Origin of the sequence: Paraburkholderia edwinii (genome assembly GCF_019428685.1) — a bacterium.
Lineage (GTDB): Bacteria > Pseudomonadota > Gammaproteobacteria > Burkholderiales > Burkholderiaceae > Paraburkholderia > Paraburkholderia edwinii.
Genome location: NZ_CP080095.1, coordinates 4,321,919 through 4,335,890 on the forward strand (window position 1 = coordinate 4,321,919; position 13,972 = coordinate 4,335,890).

Here is a 13,972-nt window from a genome sequence, read left to right on the forward strand (position 1 = left end):
CGTCGCGCAATCAATCGTCGCGCCGGTCCTCGATCCATTTGATAAACGACTGCACCGCCGGATTCGACGCCGTTTCCCGCCGGCACACGAGATAAAACCCGCGTTCGCGGCGCAGCACGGCCGGCGCGAGCAGATGCAATCGTCCTTCGGCGAGGTCGCGCGTCAGATAACGGCGCTGCATCATGCCGACGCCGATGCCGTCGAGTGCGCTTTGATAGATCAGCGACATGTCGTCGAACGGCTGCCGATTCTGCGCGACGACCTCCTCCAGTCCCGCTGCTTCGAACCAGTCGGGCCAGTCGTCGAGATGCAGCGTATGCACGAGCAGCGTCGACGCTTCGAGCGCTTCCGCGAGCGGCCGGTCCGCGAAGCGATCGCGCATCGCCGTGTTGCCGACTGCGACGAGTTCGTCGGAAAAGAGCCGCGTCGCATGCAGGCCGGGCCACTGGCCTTGTCCGTAGCGCACGCCGAGATCGACCTTGTCGCGCTCGAAGTCGACCGCATCGAAGGCGGTGGTCAGACGCAGATCGACCTCGGGATGCTTAAGCTGAAAATCGGGCAGGCGCGGAATCATCCAGCGCACGAGCAGCGTCGTGAACGCGCGCAGCGTGATCTGCGTGCGCGCCGACGCTTGCGACAACAGATCGGTTGCCTCGCCCATCATTTCGAACGCGCGCGCCAGCGTGCGCGCATAGGTCTTGCCGTGCGACGTAAGCAGCAACTGGCCGCCTTCGCGATCGAACAGCCGCACGTTCAGCGACTCTTCGAGATTGCGGATATGCCGGCTCACCGCCGTCGGCGTGACATGCAGTTCTTCGGCCGCACGCGTGAGCGTGCCCTGGCGCGCGACGGCCTCGAATGCCCGCAAGGCATTGAGCGGGGGCAGGCGATGCATCGCTGCGGCTCTCCTTTCACTTTCGATCTGGAACGCCGCTACTTTACCGCAGCACCCGCGCGGGGCTGTGCCGCCGCCTGCCGCTGCTTCGGTCTCGCTGCTCTGGTATCGCGTCGGAATAAGCGCCTCGCTTAACGTATGGCGGCTGTCTTTGCGCTCAGCGCTCGCGCAGCAACTGACCGTAGCCGTCGACCGCTTCGCCGATGCCGCTCACGCGCAACGCGTGCCACATCATCGCGGACGCCGCGGAAATAACCGGCTTGCCGAGATCGCGTTCGAGGCATTCGAGCGCGCCGAGCGTCGGCATGCCGACACCGCTGAGAAAGATCGCTTCCGCGTTCTGGTGATCGACCTGCCGCGCAACGCTATAGGCCCGCTCGTCGTTCTCTTCGTAGATATTGCGCACGTTGTCGAGGCGGCCGTGGCTGACCACATCGATATTGTGTTCGCGCAGATGCGCGACGCCTTGCAGCGTCGTCGCTTCGTTATACGGCGTCGCGTATGCAATGCGTTTGACGCCGAGTTTCGCGACGGCCGCCATCACCGAACCGAACGCGGTGATAAAGCGAAACCCGAATTGCTGTTCGATACGTGCGGTCAGCGCCGCTTCGGCTTCGCGTCCGAGCGTATAGCTCGTCGCCGTGTGCGCCATCACGACGACATTCGGCGACACCATCGCAAGCAGTTCGAGGCAGGCGTCGACGCTTTCGATCTGGCTCCGGTTGCGCTCGTCCTGGCCGTCGTGCGTGCCGGCCGCGCCGTGCGCGGTCATTCGCGTGAAATGCACCGACACGCCGCGCGGCGCCATTTCGAACATTTCGGGCTCGACCGTCGGGTTGCCCGGTGGCACCAGGAACCCGATGCGCGCTCTCCATCCTTTCATGCATCACCCCCGTAGTGATCAATCTGGCCCGTGGCCTAACTCGCGACTTCAGTCGCGACCGCCAGCGCCCCGGCGGCCGCGTGCGCTTCATCGACGCGTTCGATAAACGCAAGCGCTTCGCGCGCGCAGTCGTCCGGATGCGTCGCGGCAATGTGGTACGAATCGGCCGGCACCTCGACCCACGACGATCCCGCTACGCGCTCGCGCAGCCGCTGCAGATCCGCCGCGGCCGGCCGCTGGTCGTAGCTCGACTTACCCGCAGCAACGGGCGCGCCTGCCGCGATAAAAAGCGTCGGACACTGCACGTGTTCGGGATAGCTTGGGCCATCGATGCCCGGCAGCAGACGGAAGCACGCCGCGACGCTCGCGGCCGGCGCGGTCGCCATCGCGCGCGTCCACCACTGCATTGCGGCCGGGGAAAGCGCGCTGCCCATGCGGCCCGGCATGGTTTCGTGCGCCCAGCGCTCGACGCCGCCGAGCTTGTCTCTACCCGTATCTTTGCCGTTGCCTTTGAGCTTGCCGTTTGCCTTCGCTTTGGCCTCGCCGCTGCTGTCGCCCTCGACCATCGCAAGCCAGTCGTTGATCCACGGCCCGAGCGCCTGGTTCGGCGACGGCAGCATGCCCGCCAGCGTCATCGATGCGACCCATTGCGGCTGCCGCTGCGCGAGTTCGAAGGCGATCAGCGCGCCGAGCTTGGTCGCGACGAGATGCACGCGCGGACGTTCCAGTGTGTCGACCATCTGGACGATGTCGTCGGCCCAATCGGCGATCGTAAAACCCGCCGGCAGCGCACTCGACCGCCCGAAGCCGCGCAGGTCCGGGCGCAGCACGCGGTAGCGGCGCGCCAGCTGCGGCACCCACGCGCGCCACGTCTCGGCGCGTTCCGCGATGCCGTGCAGCAGCAGCACGGTGTCGGGCGTACGCCAGCCGTCCGTGTAGTCGTCCTCGATGCAGAAGAGCTCGCCGGATCGGCCGCGATCGTGCGCCCCGCAGACGGCGATGTGGTGCGCGGCCTCAGCCGGTTCTTCGTGGAATTGGATGGTGTCCATCGTGGTCATCGTCGGTATCGGTTAAAACCCGGTTGAAACGCGGTTGAAACGCCGGTTCGCGGTTCGAATGCGGTTGAAACGCGGTTGAAACGTCAGCGCGCCTCTTGCAGGCGGCGGTCGGGCGAACCCGCCGAACCCGGTGGCAGCGGATGGCGGCGCTTGAGCGCAAGCGTCACGACCATGCCGAGCAGCGCGAGCACGACCATCGGCAGCAGGCCCATGCGGAAGCTGCCGGTCAGGTCGCGAATCCAGCCGATCAGCGTCGGGCAGATAAAGCCCGCCACGTTGCCGATCGCGCAGACCTGTCCGATGCCGGCGGCGGCTGCGTTCTCGGACAGCGATTCCGCGCACAGCGCGAACATCGGCGCCTTGACCGCATAGCAGCCCGCGAGCGCGACGGTCAGCGCGATCACGGTCGGCGCGAGCGTTGTGAGGAACATGCAAGCAAGCAGGCCCACCGCCGACACCGCGAGCGGCACCGCCGTATGCCAGAAGCGCTCGCGGCTACGGTCCGAGCGGCGCGCCCAGATAATCATTGCTGCTGTGGCAAGACCGAACGGAATCGCGTTGATCAGCCCCGTCTGGAAGTTGGTCAGGCCGAACGCCTTGATGATCTGCGGCTGCCAATAGCTGAGCGCGTAGTTGCAGCCGACCGAGCCCGCATAGACCACCGCGAGGCCGAGCACGCGCGGGTTGCGCAGCACCTGCCAGATCGAATGCGCTTCGACCGTGGCCGGCGCGCTGCTGCGTTCGGCGGCAAGACGTTCGTTAAGCCAGCGGCGTTCGTCCTCTGCGAGCCAGCGCGCTTTCGCGGGGTTGTCGGGCAGCACGAACAGACACAGCACGCCCATCAACACGGCAGGTACCGCTTCGATGATAAAAAGCCACTGCCAGCCGTGCAGGCCGAGCAAGCCATCGAGGCCGAGCAGCGCGCCCGAGATCGGCGAGCCGATAAAGTTCGCGAGCGGCATCGCCATCAGAAACAGGCTCAGCACATGCGCACGGTTGCCGCGCGGAAACCAGGTACCGAGATAAAGGATAACGCCCGGAAAGAACCCGGCTTCGGCCACGCCGAGCAGAAAGCGCAGCAGCAGGAACGACTTCACGCCGGTCACGAACGCGGTCGCGCCCGACACGAGCCCCCAGCTGATCATGATCCGGCAGATCCAGCGGCGCGCACCGACCTTCGCCATCAGCATGTTCGCCGGCACCTCGCACAGGCACAGCGAAACGAAAAACGCGCCGACGCCCCAGCCGAATACGGTCGCGGAAAAGCCGAGCTGACGGTTCATCTGCAATGCGGCGAAGCCAACATTGACACGGTCGATAAACGACACAAAGAACGCAAGGACAAGAAACGGGACGATGCGTCCCGAGATTCGGGCGATGGTGCGCGTCTCGATGGACGCGTGCGCAAGCTGCCGCATGGACGGTGGTCTCCTCGTGGCGCCGCGGTATTGAGATTACGCGACGCGTCTCCGCTGTATGGTTCGATTGTTGAATCGCAAGGATAGGAAATTCACTTCCCCGCCGCCATCGACTTTTCGTCGCGCTTTCGTGAAGTTTTTGTCGATCGTAAGCCGCGTGTCTTCGCGGTGCGCGTCGTCCCTTTAGACATGCGTTGCGTACTCCGCCAGGCCCAAAGGCCCCGTGCGGCCAGTAACGGCAGCTTCATTCACAAAAAATTCATGCACTCGGGCACGCGGTTGGCACTGCGGACGATGCCCCTCACCGTCCTTTTTTCGGAAAGTCCCGATGCTTGCTCATCTTGCTCCGTCGTCGCCGGTCGTTATCGTGATGCTGGTGGTTTGCCTGATCATGGTGCTCGCCTTCGAGGCGAGTAACGGCTTTCACGATTCGTCGAATGCGGTCGCGACGGTGATTTATACCCATTCGCTTGAGCCCGTGCCCGCCGTGGTGTGGTCCGGCGTAATGAACCTGATCGGCGTGCTGGTCGGCGGCATTTCGGTCGCGTATGCGCTCGTCGAAATTCTTCCGCCCGATGTACTGACGCCGCCCGATGCGTCCCGCGCGGGACGGCGAACGCGCCGCGAGGTCGCAATTGCGCGGCTATGTGTACGACATCGTCTCGGAGATGAAATACGTGAGCCAGCAGAAAAGCGTGCCTGCGGCGCAACGCAAACAGGCCGCGGACCTGCTCAAGTCGATGAGCGCGCCCGTCGAATACGCGCCGTGGTGGGTCCGCATCCTGAGCGCGATCTGCCTCGGCGCCGGCACCATGGTCGGGTACCGGCGCGTGGTCCGCACGCTCGGCGAGCGGCTCGGGCGTCAATCCATGACGCCTGGGCAAGGCGCGAGCGCCGAGCTTATCGGGTCCGTGCTGATCGGCACCGCGGGCTTCACCGGCTTGCCCGTCAGCACGACGCACATCTTCACGTCGGGCATCGCGGGCACGATGGCGGCAAGCGGGCAAGGCGTTCAGACGGGCATGCTGGTGCGGATCTGCATGACCTGGCTCGTCACGCTGCCCGTCACGATCGTGCTCGCGGGCGGGTTGTTCTATCTCCTCGACTGACCGCCGCGCGCGGTTTGCAAGACCTCGGTGCTTCGACCTTGCGCTTAGATATTGAATGGCGAAGCGTTCGCCGTTTCGTCGCTATGCCGCGACCGCGAGCGAAAAGCCCTCACGGCTTCTCGCTTGCGCAAGCCAACGCATGACGGAAGGCATCTCGGGCTCCGCACCGAGCACTTCGGCAAAGCGCTCAGCAAGCATGGTGAAGCGGTGCGCCGCCAGTGCGACGACGATATCCGCGATCGTGAAGCGATCGAGCACGATAAACGCACGTTGCTCAAGGTGGCCATCAAGCACGCGCAGCAATCGCGCCGTATCCCTGAACGCACCGCGAATCGCGTCGTAGTCGCGCTGCGGCTCCGGCGTGCGCGTCAACCCGAGGAACGTGACACGTAACGTCGCCCACAAGGTGCCGAGCTGCCAGTCCATCCAGCGCTCCACTTCGGAGCGCTCGCCCGCATCGGCCGGATACAGTGCATGGCCACCCGCACGCGTCGCGGCGACGTAGCGCAAGATCGTATTCGACTCCCACACCACGCGTTCGCCATCGACGAGCGTGGGTACCAGGCCGTTCGGGTTCATCGCGAGATAGTCGGGCGTGTTGTTGACGCCGAACTCGAGCCCCGCATCGATGCGCTGATAGTCGCGCCCTTCGGCAAGACCTAGTTCCGCGAGACACCAGACCACTTTCTGCACGTTGATCGAGCTGCGTCTTCCGTAAAGCTGCATCGTTAAGGCTCCGTCGTCGTTGGAGCCTGCGATTATCCACGCAGACGCGCGCAGTTTCAAAACTCGAGTTGCCTTCCCGCGCGTGTAATCTCGCCGACAGCCGGATGTTTGCCACGTCCGTCAAGCGAAATGGCGTAGAAATCGTGGCGCACTTCGTCGATTCGCCCAACCGGCAGCAGCGCATATTGCGTGCGCAACGACGCTTCAAGCACCGACGGCGCAACAATCGCGCCCTTGCCCTCTCCCGCGAACGCGACCATCAATGCGCCATCGTCGAATTCGCCGACGATCGGCGGCGCGAGCCCATTCGAATCGAGCCATGCATCGAAGCGTGCTTTCAGCACGCTGTCCGCGCCGGGCAGCAACATCGGCATATGCGCGAGGCATGCGGGAAACGCGGCATCGCGGAACGGTTCGGCCAATGCGGGCGTTGCGAAGACCGACATGCCGGTCGAACCGAGCTTGTCGCTGCGCGCACGCGGCGGGCCTTCATCGTGCAATGGCGCATCGCAGAGCACGACATCGAGCCGATGCTCGGCAAGCGCGCCGACGAGCGACGCCTGATTACCCTCGCGACACACGACACGCAAGCCCGCATGCGACGACACCGCCGGCTCGATCAGCCGGCACGCAATCGTCTTGTGAATCGAATCGGCAACGCCGACGCGCAGCACGTCGTCGCCGCGGCGCGGCGCGCGCAACTCGCGTTCGAGTTCCGCGCCGAGCGCGAAGATCTTCGCCGCATAGTCGGCGGCCACGCGCCCGGCATCGGTCAGCTCGACGAGCCGCCCGCGCCGCCGCAGCAACGCGCAACCGACGCGGTCTTCAAGCAGCTTGATCTGGCTGCTCACCGTCTGCGGTGTCAGATGCAGCCGCTCGGATGCGCCCGCAATGCCGCCGTGCTTCGCGGCCATCCACAGGTAATAGAGGTGCTTGTAGTTCATACGATCCACCCGAGCTTCGTCGATGTGTCGATGCTGCGGATCGTATCGGCGAAGAATGAGTCGCGAATTAGCACCGCTTGCTGGCCGTCAAAGCCGCGTGCTGCCTCGTTTCCGCGTGGATTGCAGCCGCCGCGTCGTCCTGTTTTTTCTTCGCTTCGCACTGTTTTTTCGAATATTCGAACCTGTGCCTTGCCCTCTACATTGCTGACACGGGCTTTCGTTCTTCGCATCGAACACCGCGAAGTGAGGCAAAGGCTTCAATGCCATGTGAACGGAAGCGACCTTATCTCTTGAGCCGCGCCTATCGCGGTTCTCATGCAGGAAATGTCAAGGAGACTTCATCATGGCAAGCGTAAAGGGCAAACTGATCCTGATCGTCGACGGCTACTCGACCGGGCGTGAACTCGTGCGCGAACTGAACCAGCGCGGCGCAATCTGCGTGCATCTGCGCTCGACGCAGCAGGTTCCGAAGCTCGCGGCTCCATGCTTCGACGCGACACCGTACGCGGCCAATCTCGGCTATCTCGGCACGGTAAGGGAAGCGCTCGTGCGGCTGCCGTCCGTGCGTTTCGACGCGGTCGTCGCGGGCTCCGAGTGGGGTGTGATGTACGCAGAAACACTCGCGCATGCGCTCGGCCTGCCGACCAACCGCATCGAAATGCTCAGTGCGCGGCGCAACAAGTTCGACATGATCAACCAGTTGCATGCGCATCGATTGCGCGCCGCGCAGCAGACACGCATCACGTCAGCGGATGAAGCGCATGCGTGGGCGCGCAATCATGGGAAGTGGCCCGTGGTCGTGAAGCCGTTGCTGAGCGCGGGTTCCGATGGTGTCGTGATCTGCTATGACCATACCGACATCAACCGCGCGGTGCATGCGGCGCTGTATCGCGACAATCTGCTCGGCGGCTTCAACGATAGCCTCGTGATCCAGTCGTATCTCGAAGGGCCGCAGTACATCGTGAACACGGTGAGCGAAAATGGCGCGCATCGCGTGACCGACGCGTGGCATGTCGACTATCGCAACGTGCGCGGCGCATCGAACGCAATGTGCTCGATGACGCTGCTCGACCCCAGCGCACCGAAAATCGAGGCGTTGTTCGACTATACGAAGCGCGCGATCACGGCGCTCGGCATCGAAAACGGCCCGGCGCACAGCGAACTGCGGCTCACCGAAGTAGGACCGGCACTGATCGAATCGGGCGCGCGGCTGATGGGCGGCATGATGGATGCGCCATCGTATGCGGTAGCGGGACTGCCGACCCAGGCGAGCTGTTTCGCGGACCAGCTGGTCGCACGGCCTGGCGACGAGCCCACGGTGCGCGAGATATACGAGCGCCGGCGCCACTTCGCGAAAGTGTTCTTTGTGTTCGGCGAAGGCGGCCGCGTTGCATCGACGGATGGGCTGCACAGGCTCGCGAAACTGCCGTCGTTTCATGCGCACTACCGGCCGCTTGAATCGGGTGCGCGCGTCTGGCGCAGTTCCGATTCGCTGTTTTGCGGCGGCGTGGTCTATCTGATCCACGACGATCCGATGCAGATCCGCATGGACATCGCACAGTTTCGCGCGTGGGAAGCCGCTCATGCGCTGTATGCGATCGTGCCTGAACCTGTGCTGGAAGCCACGCCCGAAACGGCCGCTGAATGGCTCGAAAACCCGACCCCAATGCAGCCGCAAATGCCGCCGCAGCCGAAAGTTGCATTCGCAACCGAATCGGATAGTGCGCCATGAGCTCCGCCCATGCGCTGTCGTTCCTTGCCGTGTTGCTGCAATCGACCGGCAAGGTCATGTACGGCACCTTCCTCGCCGCGATCGCGCCCGCGCAATTTCTGCTGATCAGTTTTTGCGTCGTCGCGGGCGTGTTCCTCGTGGTCGCGCGCGGCCGGCTGCCGGCCGGCTCGCGCGCGGCAATCGTGTCGGTCAACGTGTGGACTGCGGTGGCATTTATCTGCTTCTTCTTCGCGTTGAAGCATCTGTCGCCGGCCGCGGTCGGTGCGATTGAGATTGGCGTTGCGGTGCTGGTTGCCGTTGTGGCAGCGGCATGGCAAAGACGCGCGCGGGCGACGAGCGGCCAGGCATCCGAGGTACGGGCAACAGCCGAACCACGATCCGGGGGCCGGCCGGGTGCGGTAAAGCTGGTCGTCTGCGCGGGCATCGTCGGCGGATGCGCGCTGCTTGTGCCGGTTGAACTGGAACGTGCGGCGGCGGCATCGTGGAACACCATATTCGCGTTGATCGCGGCCGCCATCGCGGGCGCCGCGTCGACGCTGATCATCGGCTCGTTTCGCCGGCTCGCCGACAACGGCTGGCGGCCGTCATCGATCCTCGCGCACCGGTTCTATCTGACGATTGCGGTGGCGTTAGCGTGGGTGTGGTTCGAAGGCGGCATTGTTAGCGCTGGCACCGCGGGCAGCGCGGGTAGCGTGGCTGGTCTCGCGCTTCCCGCCCCGGCGGACGCGCTGACAATCGTCGCGGTCGCCGCGATCGGCGTGATGCTGCCTCTGTTGCTGCTGCAGTTCGCGGTGCGAAAGACCGACGGGTTGACGCTGATGATCTGCATGGCGCTACAGCCGGTACTGTCGTTCATGCTGTCGATGCTGTCACCGGCTTATGACTGGCAACCGGTCACGCTGGCGGGCACCCTGATCGTCGCGGGAGCGCTGCTTTTCGATGTGTTCGCCGGACGGCGCAAGCTCACGACGCGGCCCACGTCCGCGCCTGTGCGCGTATCCGCGCCCTAACTTTGTGCTCATTGTCGCGCCGTACGATTTCGATCACCGACTCAAAACACACTGGAGACTGCGATGGTTGCCTACCTTCTGACCAAACTGACCGAGTGGATCGAACAGGCCGACAAGGATCGCCGCGAGGAATACGTCGCGATGGCCAAAGACCTCGCCGAAATCGAGCGCCGGATGGTCCATCTCGAGACGACGAGCTGAAGCGGCGCGGCTTCGCTTCATTCGACAGATGGAGCGCATCGACACCACGATGCGCTCCGCATCCCTAAACTTTCCGCGGCAGCTGCCGTTAACCTCGACATCCATCTTTACCAACGTGAAGCGTTCACCCAAACCAGCAAGGGGCAACGGTGATGTCGAAGATTCTCGCAGCGTGCAGGTTCCAGGCCGACGCGGTCGTCGCGAATCGCCGTCTGGGTGCGGGCAGTTACCTGCTCGTGATGTCGCTTGGCGTGATCGTATGGTCGCTGCTTACCGCGCTTGCCTGCCTCGAGTTCGCCGCCCCGGGCCGCATCGGTCTCGCCGATTTGAATCTGGTCGTATCGCTGCTCAGCGCGGCGTTCGCGGCGCTGTTCTATAGCGCGTCGTCGCGGCGCCTAAGAGATCTGAGCTTTCCCGCCTGGTCCGTCAAGGTGCTGTCGATTCCGCCGTTCGGCGTGATCGTGCTGCCGATCCTCTGCTTTCTGTCCGGTCCGCGTCACGCGAACGACTTCGGCCCGGCTCCCGCGCCGTCCGGCTTCGCGAGGACGGTGCTGGCGCTCGTTGCGTGTGTCGTGGCGCTGGCGGTTTGCCGGTGGGCGCTGATGACTTATCTGCATACGCGCCATTTAATGGTGACCGGCGGTTTCTAGGTCCCTAGATCCGCGAAAGCGACCCGACCGCATCTTCCACGCTTTCTTTTTGTGCGCGAAACAAGCCGCGATCGGTCTCGGCGATATGCCGCACGATGGCCGCGTTGACTTCGTCGGCATGCGTGACGGGCCCCATGTGCCCTGCGCCCTCAACCACCGCAAGACGCGCCGCCGGCAGCAGCATCGGCAAGCGCTCGGCGATCGCCCGCGTTGGAGCCGGTGCGTGCTGTCCGCGCAGGATCAGTGCCGGCACACGCAAAGCGGCATACGCATTGGCGGGTGTCCGCTCGTCGAGCAAGGCACGAAAATCGAGCGGCGCTTTCGGAGCCCAGCGCGTCAGCGCCGCTTGCACATGGGGCCGCAGCGCTTGCCATGCGCCCGGACCGCCCCAGTAATCGACGAACGAAGCCGCCGCGCCGCGATAGTCGCCGCAACTCACGCCATCGGCGGTGCGCTTCGAGATCGCAAAGATTTCCGCGAGCCCATGGGCTCCGTACGAGCCCATCGTCTTGAGCAAATGAAACGCCGACGGCTCGTACAGCGTCAGACTCGCGATCCGCTGCGGCCGCTCGAGCGCGGCACGCAACGCTACGCCCCCACCATACGAGTGACCGACGAGATGGACCTTCGAGCAGGAAGCGTCGATGATGCTGACCGTCCTCGCAGCTTCGTCGGCGAGCGTGAATGCGCGCTCGCCGCTCCATGGTCCCGTGCTTTCGCAGCCGTAATGCTCGGGCGCGACGAGCGCATGGCGCGAACCAAGCGCCTCGCCGAGCTTTCGCCATTGAGTGGCTCCCGAACCGGAACAATGCAGCGCGATCACTGGCGTTGCAGATGAGAAGGCGTTCGATGCGGCAGTGCTATTCATGTCGTTCATGGACTTCATCATTTGGGCGCGGCGCTGCTGGACAGTGGCGGGTTGTGCTGCGAAGGCAGCGACGTCATGCACGCGCGTCGACGCTTGGACCGGTCGATAGCGGACACGCTGCGTTGTTACCTCATCCGTCGAATTGAGCCGAACGCATACGGCGTTCGAGGTCGCCCATGTCGACCGCGGATGCGAGGTACGCGTCGCGGCGATTGTGTTCGGCGTGCAATAAAGCCTTTCTAAACACAAAAAACAGGAAGATAAGCATGATGTCCTCCGGTCAATCGAGTATCGGCGTGAACGCCGTTACTCGCAGAGTCCATGCCATCTTGCGTCAAGCCATGTCGGGCGGGCTCGTTAGCCATCCATAACGATGCCGGCCGGGTGAAACGTCGTCGCGCCTCCAACAGATCACAGGTTTGAAGTTGGGCTTCGGCAAACACATGCGCAGCGTCATTCATGTACGTCGACGACTGCCGGTGCCGGCCGAAGCCTGGCGGCGGGGCAACGTGCCCTCCCGTTACATTTACCGTCGTTCCACCACGACTTCGAGATACTCGCTCGGCAAAACCAGCGTCGCGTCGTTCGAGCGGTTCCGGCTCTCGATCAGTGTCATCAGATCGGCGACGAATGCCCCCTGCCGTTCGCCTTCGAGTGCGGCGAAGGCCTTGTTCATCGGCCCATAGAACGTGCGGAAGACCTCGATGAAATGGGCCGGCGATCGATAGCGGAACACGAAATAGCGGTTGATCGTAGCGATGGTCCGCGCACGGCCTTCAAACAGTTCTTCGAGGCGCGCTTTCGTGCCCCAGAGCGCCGGCGACTTCACGCCTGCCGGTGGTGGAATGTATTTGCCGATGGTCCGGAACACCTGCCCGATGAAACTCTCCGGGGTCCAGTTGGCAAGGCCGATCCGTCCGCCCGGCTTGCAAACGCGCGCGAGTTCGGCCGCCGCTTTTTCCTGGTTGGGCGTGAACATCACGCCGAAGGTCGACATCACGGTGTCGAATGAAGCGTCCGCATAGGGCAGCGCTTCGGCGTCTGCTTCTTCGAACTGCACGGCGAGTCCTTCTGCCTGTGCACGCGCACGGCCCGCATCGAGCAGCGAGGGCACGTAGTCGGTCGACGTGACCTCGCACCCGCGCCGCGCCGCGGCTAGCGTCGCATTGCCGTTACCGGCGGCGACGTCGAGCACGCGGCTGCCGGCGCGCACGTCGAGCGCTTCGCAGAGGTTTTCTCCGACGATCTGCAGCGTGGTGCCAACGACAGCGTAGTCGCCTGTCGACCAGGCCACCTGTTGGCGAGCCTTGACGGCGGCCAGGTCAGCGACGGATGCGACAGCGGAATCAACAGCGGACATGAAACGCTCCTGAATGACGGTGGCGGTGCAGCAATGCACAGATGCGTGGATGCACTACACCGGATTGCGCCGCAAATTGATGGTGCTAGCGCGCCCGCGCGGCGATCGGGCAAAGCGCACAACCAAACCCGGAAAACGCGAGAGCTCTTCGGGGCTGGCTGATTCTCGGATTCGCGTGAGTGGAAGTATCGGCAAGCCGGTCGTTTTGAGATATGACCGGGCCTCCAGATGTTTTGCGCGGGACGCCGGGACTGCGGAGATCGAAGTTGGTCGATACGCGGCTGCGGTGCGGTGCGGTTCTGTGCGGTGCCCAGCCATGATCGCCGTGCCCGATGCGATGGCGCGCGTCGCTGCCGCCGAATGCACTGCGCATTGCGTGGCCGCGCCTCGGGCGATATTCACCCTACGGACCGGATGGTCAAACAGGATTAGGCAAATCTTCCAGAGTTTCGAACAAACCTGCGCGCGCTTTTTCGGCGACACTCTGGCACGTTGCCGCCACCGCGTCCGGCCTCGCTATCGGTTCAACGCGGACTTCAACGCGAACCTCAAAGCGGACCTCAACGCAGACGCCGGCAATGTCTTGCGCATCCTCGCCGCGTGCCACGCATGCGCAAAACGGACAACCAAAAATCATCCTCTCCACGGAGCAGTCGATGTCGACCACCCTGATACTCAACGGCAAGTCCACCACGCTGGACGCCGATCCCAACATGCCGCTGTTATGGGCGATTCGTGAAGTCGCCGGCCTGCACGGCACGAAGTTCGGCTGCGGCATGGCGCAATGCGGCGCTTGTACCGTCCATCTCGAAGGCCAGCCGATCCGCTCGTGCATGATGCCGCTGTCGGCTGTCGCCGGTCGCCACATCACGACCATCGAAGGGCTGGACAGCAAACAGGCGCACGCCATCCAGGCCGCATGGGTCAAACACCAGGTGCCGCAGTGCGGGTACTGCCAGTCGGGCCAGGTGATGTCGGCCACCGCGCTGCTCACGCAAAACCCCGCGCCCACCGATGCGGACATCGACACCGCGATGAGCGGCAACATCTGCCGCTGTGCGACCTACACGCGCATTCGCGCCGCGATTCACACGGCTGCCGAATCGATGCAGGGGTGA

Annotated in this window: 17 protein-coding genes and 1 pseudogene; 7 read left to right on the forward strand and 11 right to left on the reverse strand. The window is 64.1% G+C overall.

Features of this window, described 5'->3' with window-relative positions; all coding sequences use genetic code 11:
• Positions 1 to 10: 10 nt before the first annotated feature.
• From KZJ38_RS19165 to KZJ38_RS19180, 4 genes are all read right to left on the reverse strand, one after another.
• The gene (locus KZJ38_RS19165; RefSeq protein ID WP_219797745.1) at positions 11 to 895 is read right to left on the reverse strand and encodes a LysR substrate-binding domain-containing protein; all 885 of its coding nucleotides are present in this window, start codon (positions 893 to 895) and stop codon (positions 11 to 13) included.
• Between the two features lie 157 nt (positions 896 to 1,052).
• On the reverse strand, positions 1,053 to 1,778 hold the full coding sequence (locus KZJ38_RS19170; RefSeq protein WP_219797746.1) for a maleate cis-trans isomerase family protein: 726 nt from the start codon (positions 1,776 to 1,778) through the stop codon (positions 1,053 to 1,055).
• A 35-nt stretch (positions 1,779 to 1,813) separates the two neighbouring features.
• Positions 1,814 to 2,827 (reverse strand): alpha/beta fold hydrolase, encoded by a 1,014-nt coding sequence (locus KZJ38_RS19175; RefSeq protein WP_219797747.1) that lies wholly within the window; start codon positions 2,825 to 2,827, stop codon positions 1,814 to 1,816.
• A 92-nt stretch (positions 2,828 to 2,919) separates the two neighbouring features.
• Positions 2,920 to 4,254 (reverse strand): MFS transporter, encoded by a 1,335-nt coding sequence (locus KZJ38_RS19180; RefSeq protein WP_219797748.1) that lies wholly within the window; start codon positions 4,252 to 4,254, stop codon positions 2,920 to 2,922.
• Between the two features lie 391 nt (positions 4,255 to 4,645).
• On the opposite strand from KZJ38_RS19180, the pseudogene KZJ38_RS37185 reads away from it, so the two are divergent.
• Positions 4,646 to 4,756: pseudogene (locus KZJ38_RS37185) on the forward strand (hypothetical protein); the annotation flags it as partial.
• Between the two features lie 91 nt (positions 4,757 to 4,847).
• On the forward strand, positions 4,848 to 5,363 hold the full coding sequence (locus KZJ38_RS19190) for an inorganic phosphate transporter (protein ID WP_219797749.1): 516 nt from the start codon (positions 4,848 to 4,850) through the stop codon (positions 5,361 to 5,363).
• Between the two features lie 81 nt (positions 5,364 to 5,444).
• Here KZJ38_RS19190 and KZJ38_RS19195 read toward each other — a convergent pair whose 3' ends face one another.
• Genes KZJ38_RS19195 through KZJ38_RS19205 form a run of 3 tightly spaced genes read right to left on the reverse strand, consistent with a single transcriptional unit; the run spans position 5,445 to position 7,263 of the window.
• Positions 5,445 to 6,089, reverse strand: coding sequence for a glutathione S-transferase family protein (locus tag KZJ38_RS19195; RefSeq protein WP_219797750.1), 645 nt, complete (start codon positions 6,087 to 6,089; stop codon positions 5,445 to 5,447).
• 56 nt (positions 6,090 to 6,145) lie between these two features.
• Entirely contained in the window at positions 6,146 to 7,033 is an 888-nt protein-coding gene (nhaR, locus tag KZJ38_RS19200) for a transcriptional activator NhaR (protein ID WP_219797751.1), read from the reverse strand.
• Entirely contained in the window at positions 7,030 to 7,263 is a 234-nt protein-coding gene (locus tag KZJ38_RS19205; RefSeq protein WP_219797752.1) for a hypothetical protein, read from the reverse strand. Before KZJ38_RS19205 ends, nhaR begins: the two co-directional genes overlap by 4 nt.
• 113 nt (positions 7,264 to 7,376) lie before the next feature.
• On the opposite strand from KZJ38_RS19205, the gene KZJ38_RS19210 reads away from it, so the two are divergent.
• The 4 genes from KZJ38_RS19210 (at position 7,377) to KZJ38_RS19225 (ending at position 10,626) form a co-directional block, all read left to right on the forward strand.
• Positions 7,377 to 8,765: an ATP-grasp domain-containing protein gene (locus tag KZJ38_RS19210; protein WP_219797753.1), complete on the forward strand. Its 1,389-nt coding sequence runs from the start codon at positions 7,377 to 7,379 to the stop codon at positions 8,763 to 8,765.
• Positions 8,762 to 9,775 (forward strand): hypothetical protein, encoded by a 1,014-nt coding sequence (locus KZJ38_RS19215; protein WP_219797754.1) that lies wholly within the window; start codon positions 8,762 to 8,764, stop codon positions 9,773 to 9,775. Before KZJ38_RS19210 ends, KZJ38_RS19215 begins: the two co-directional genes overlap by 4 nt.
• Positions 9,776 to 9,838: 63 nt before the next feature.
• Positions 9,839 to 9,976 (forward strand): DUF3563 domain-containing protein, encoded by a 138-nt coding sequence (locus KZJ38_RS19220; protein ID WP_219797755.1) that lies wholly within the window; start codon positions 9,839 to 9,841, stop codon positions 9,974 to 9,976.
• Between the two features lie 152 nt (positions 9,977 to 10,128).
• On the forward strand, positions 10,129 to 10,626 hold the full coding sequence (locus KZJ38_RS19225) for a DUF805 domain-containing protein (protein WP_219797756.1): 498 nt from the start codon (positions 10,129 to 10,131) through the stop codon (positions 10,624 to 10,626).
• 4 nt (positions 10,627 to 10,630) lie between these two features.
• Here KZJ38_RS19225 and KZJ38_RS19230 read toward each other — a convergent pair whose 3' ends face one another.
• The 4 genes from KZJ38_RS19230 to KZJ38_RS19245 all read right to left on the reverse strand — a co-directional run bounded on the left by KZJ38_RS19230 (position 10,631) and on the right by KZJ38_RS19245 (position 13,521).
• Positions 10,631 to 11,494, reverse strand: a complete 864-nt coding sequence (locus KZJ38_RS19230) for an alpha/beta fold hydrolase (RefSeq protein WP_246641806.1) — start codon at positions 11,492 to 11,494, stop codon at positions 10,631 to 10,633.
• Between the two features lie 130 nt (positions 11,495 to 11,624).
• Positions 11,625 to 11,762: a DUF3563 family protein gene (locus KZJ38_RS19235; protein ID WP_219797757.1), complete on the reverse strand. Its 138-nt coding sequence runs from the start codon at positions 11,760 to 11,762 to the stop codon at positions 11,625 to 11,627.
• 258 nt (positions 11,763 to 12,020) lie between these two features.
• Positions 12,021 to 12,854 (reverse strand): class I SAM-dependent methyltransferase, encoded by an 834-nt coding sequence (locus KZJ38_RS19240; protein WP_219797758.1) that lies wholly within the window; start codon positions 12,852 to 12,854, stop codon positions 12,021 to 12,023.
• Between the two features lie 418 nt (positions 12,855 to 13,272).
• Positions 13,273 to 13,521 (reverse strand): hypothetical protein, encoded by a 249-nt coding sequence (locus tag KZJ38_RS19245; protein WP_219797759.1) that lies wholly within the window; start codon positions 13,519 to 13,521, stop codon positions 13,273 to 13,275.
• Between KZJ38_RS19245 and KZJ38_RS19250 the strand changes: the two genes are divergently transcribed.
• Positions 13,511 to 13,972 carry a (2Fe-2S)-binding protein gene (locus KZJ38_RS19250; protein ID WP_219797760.1) on the forward strand — a complete coding sequence of 154 codons (462 nt, stop codon included), beginning with the start codon at positions 13,511 to 13,513 and terminating at the stop codon, positions 13,970 to 13,972. The two genes, KZJ38_RS19245 and KZJ38_RS19250, sit on opposite strands and share 11 nt — an antisense overlap.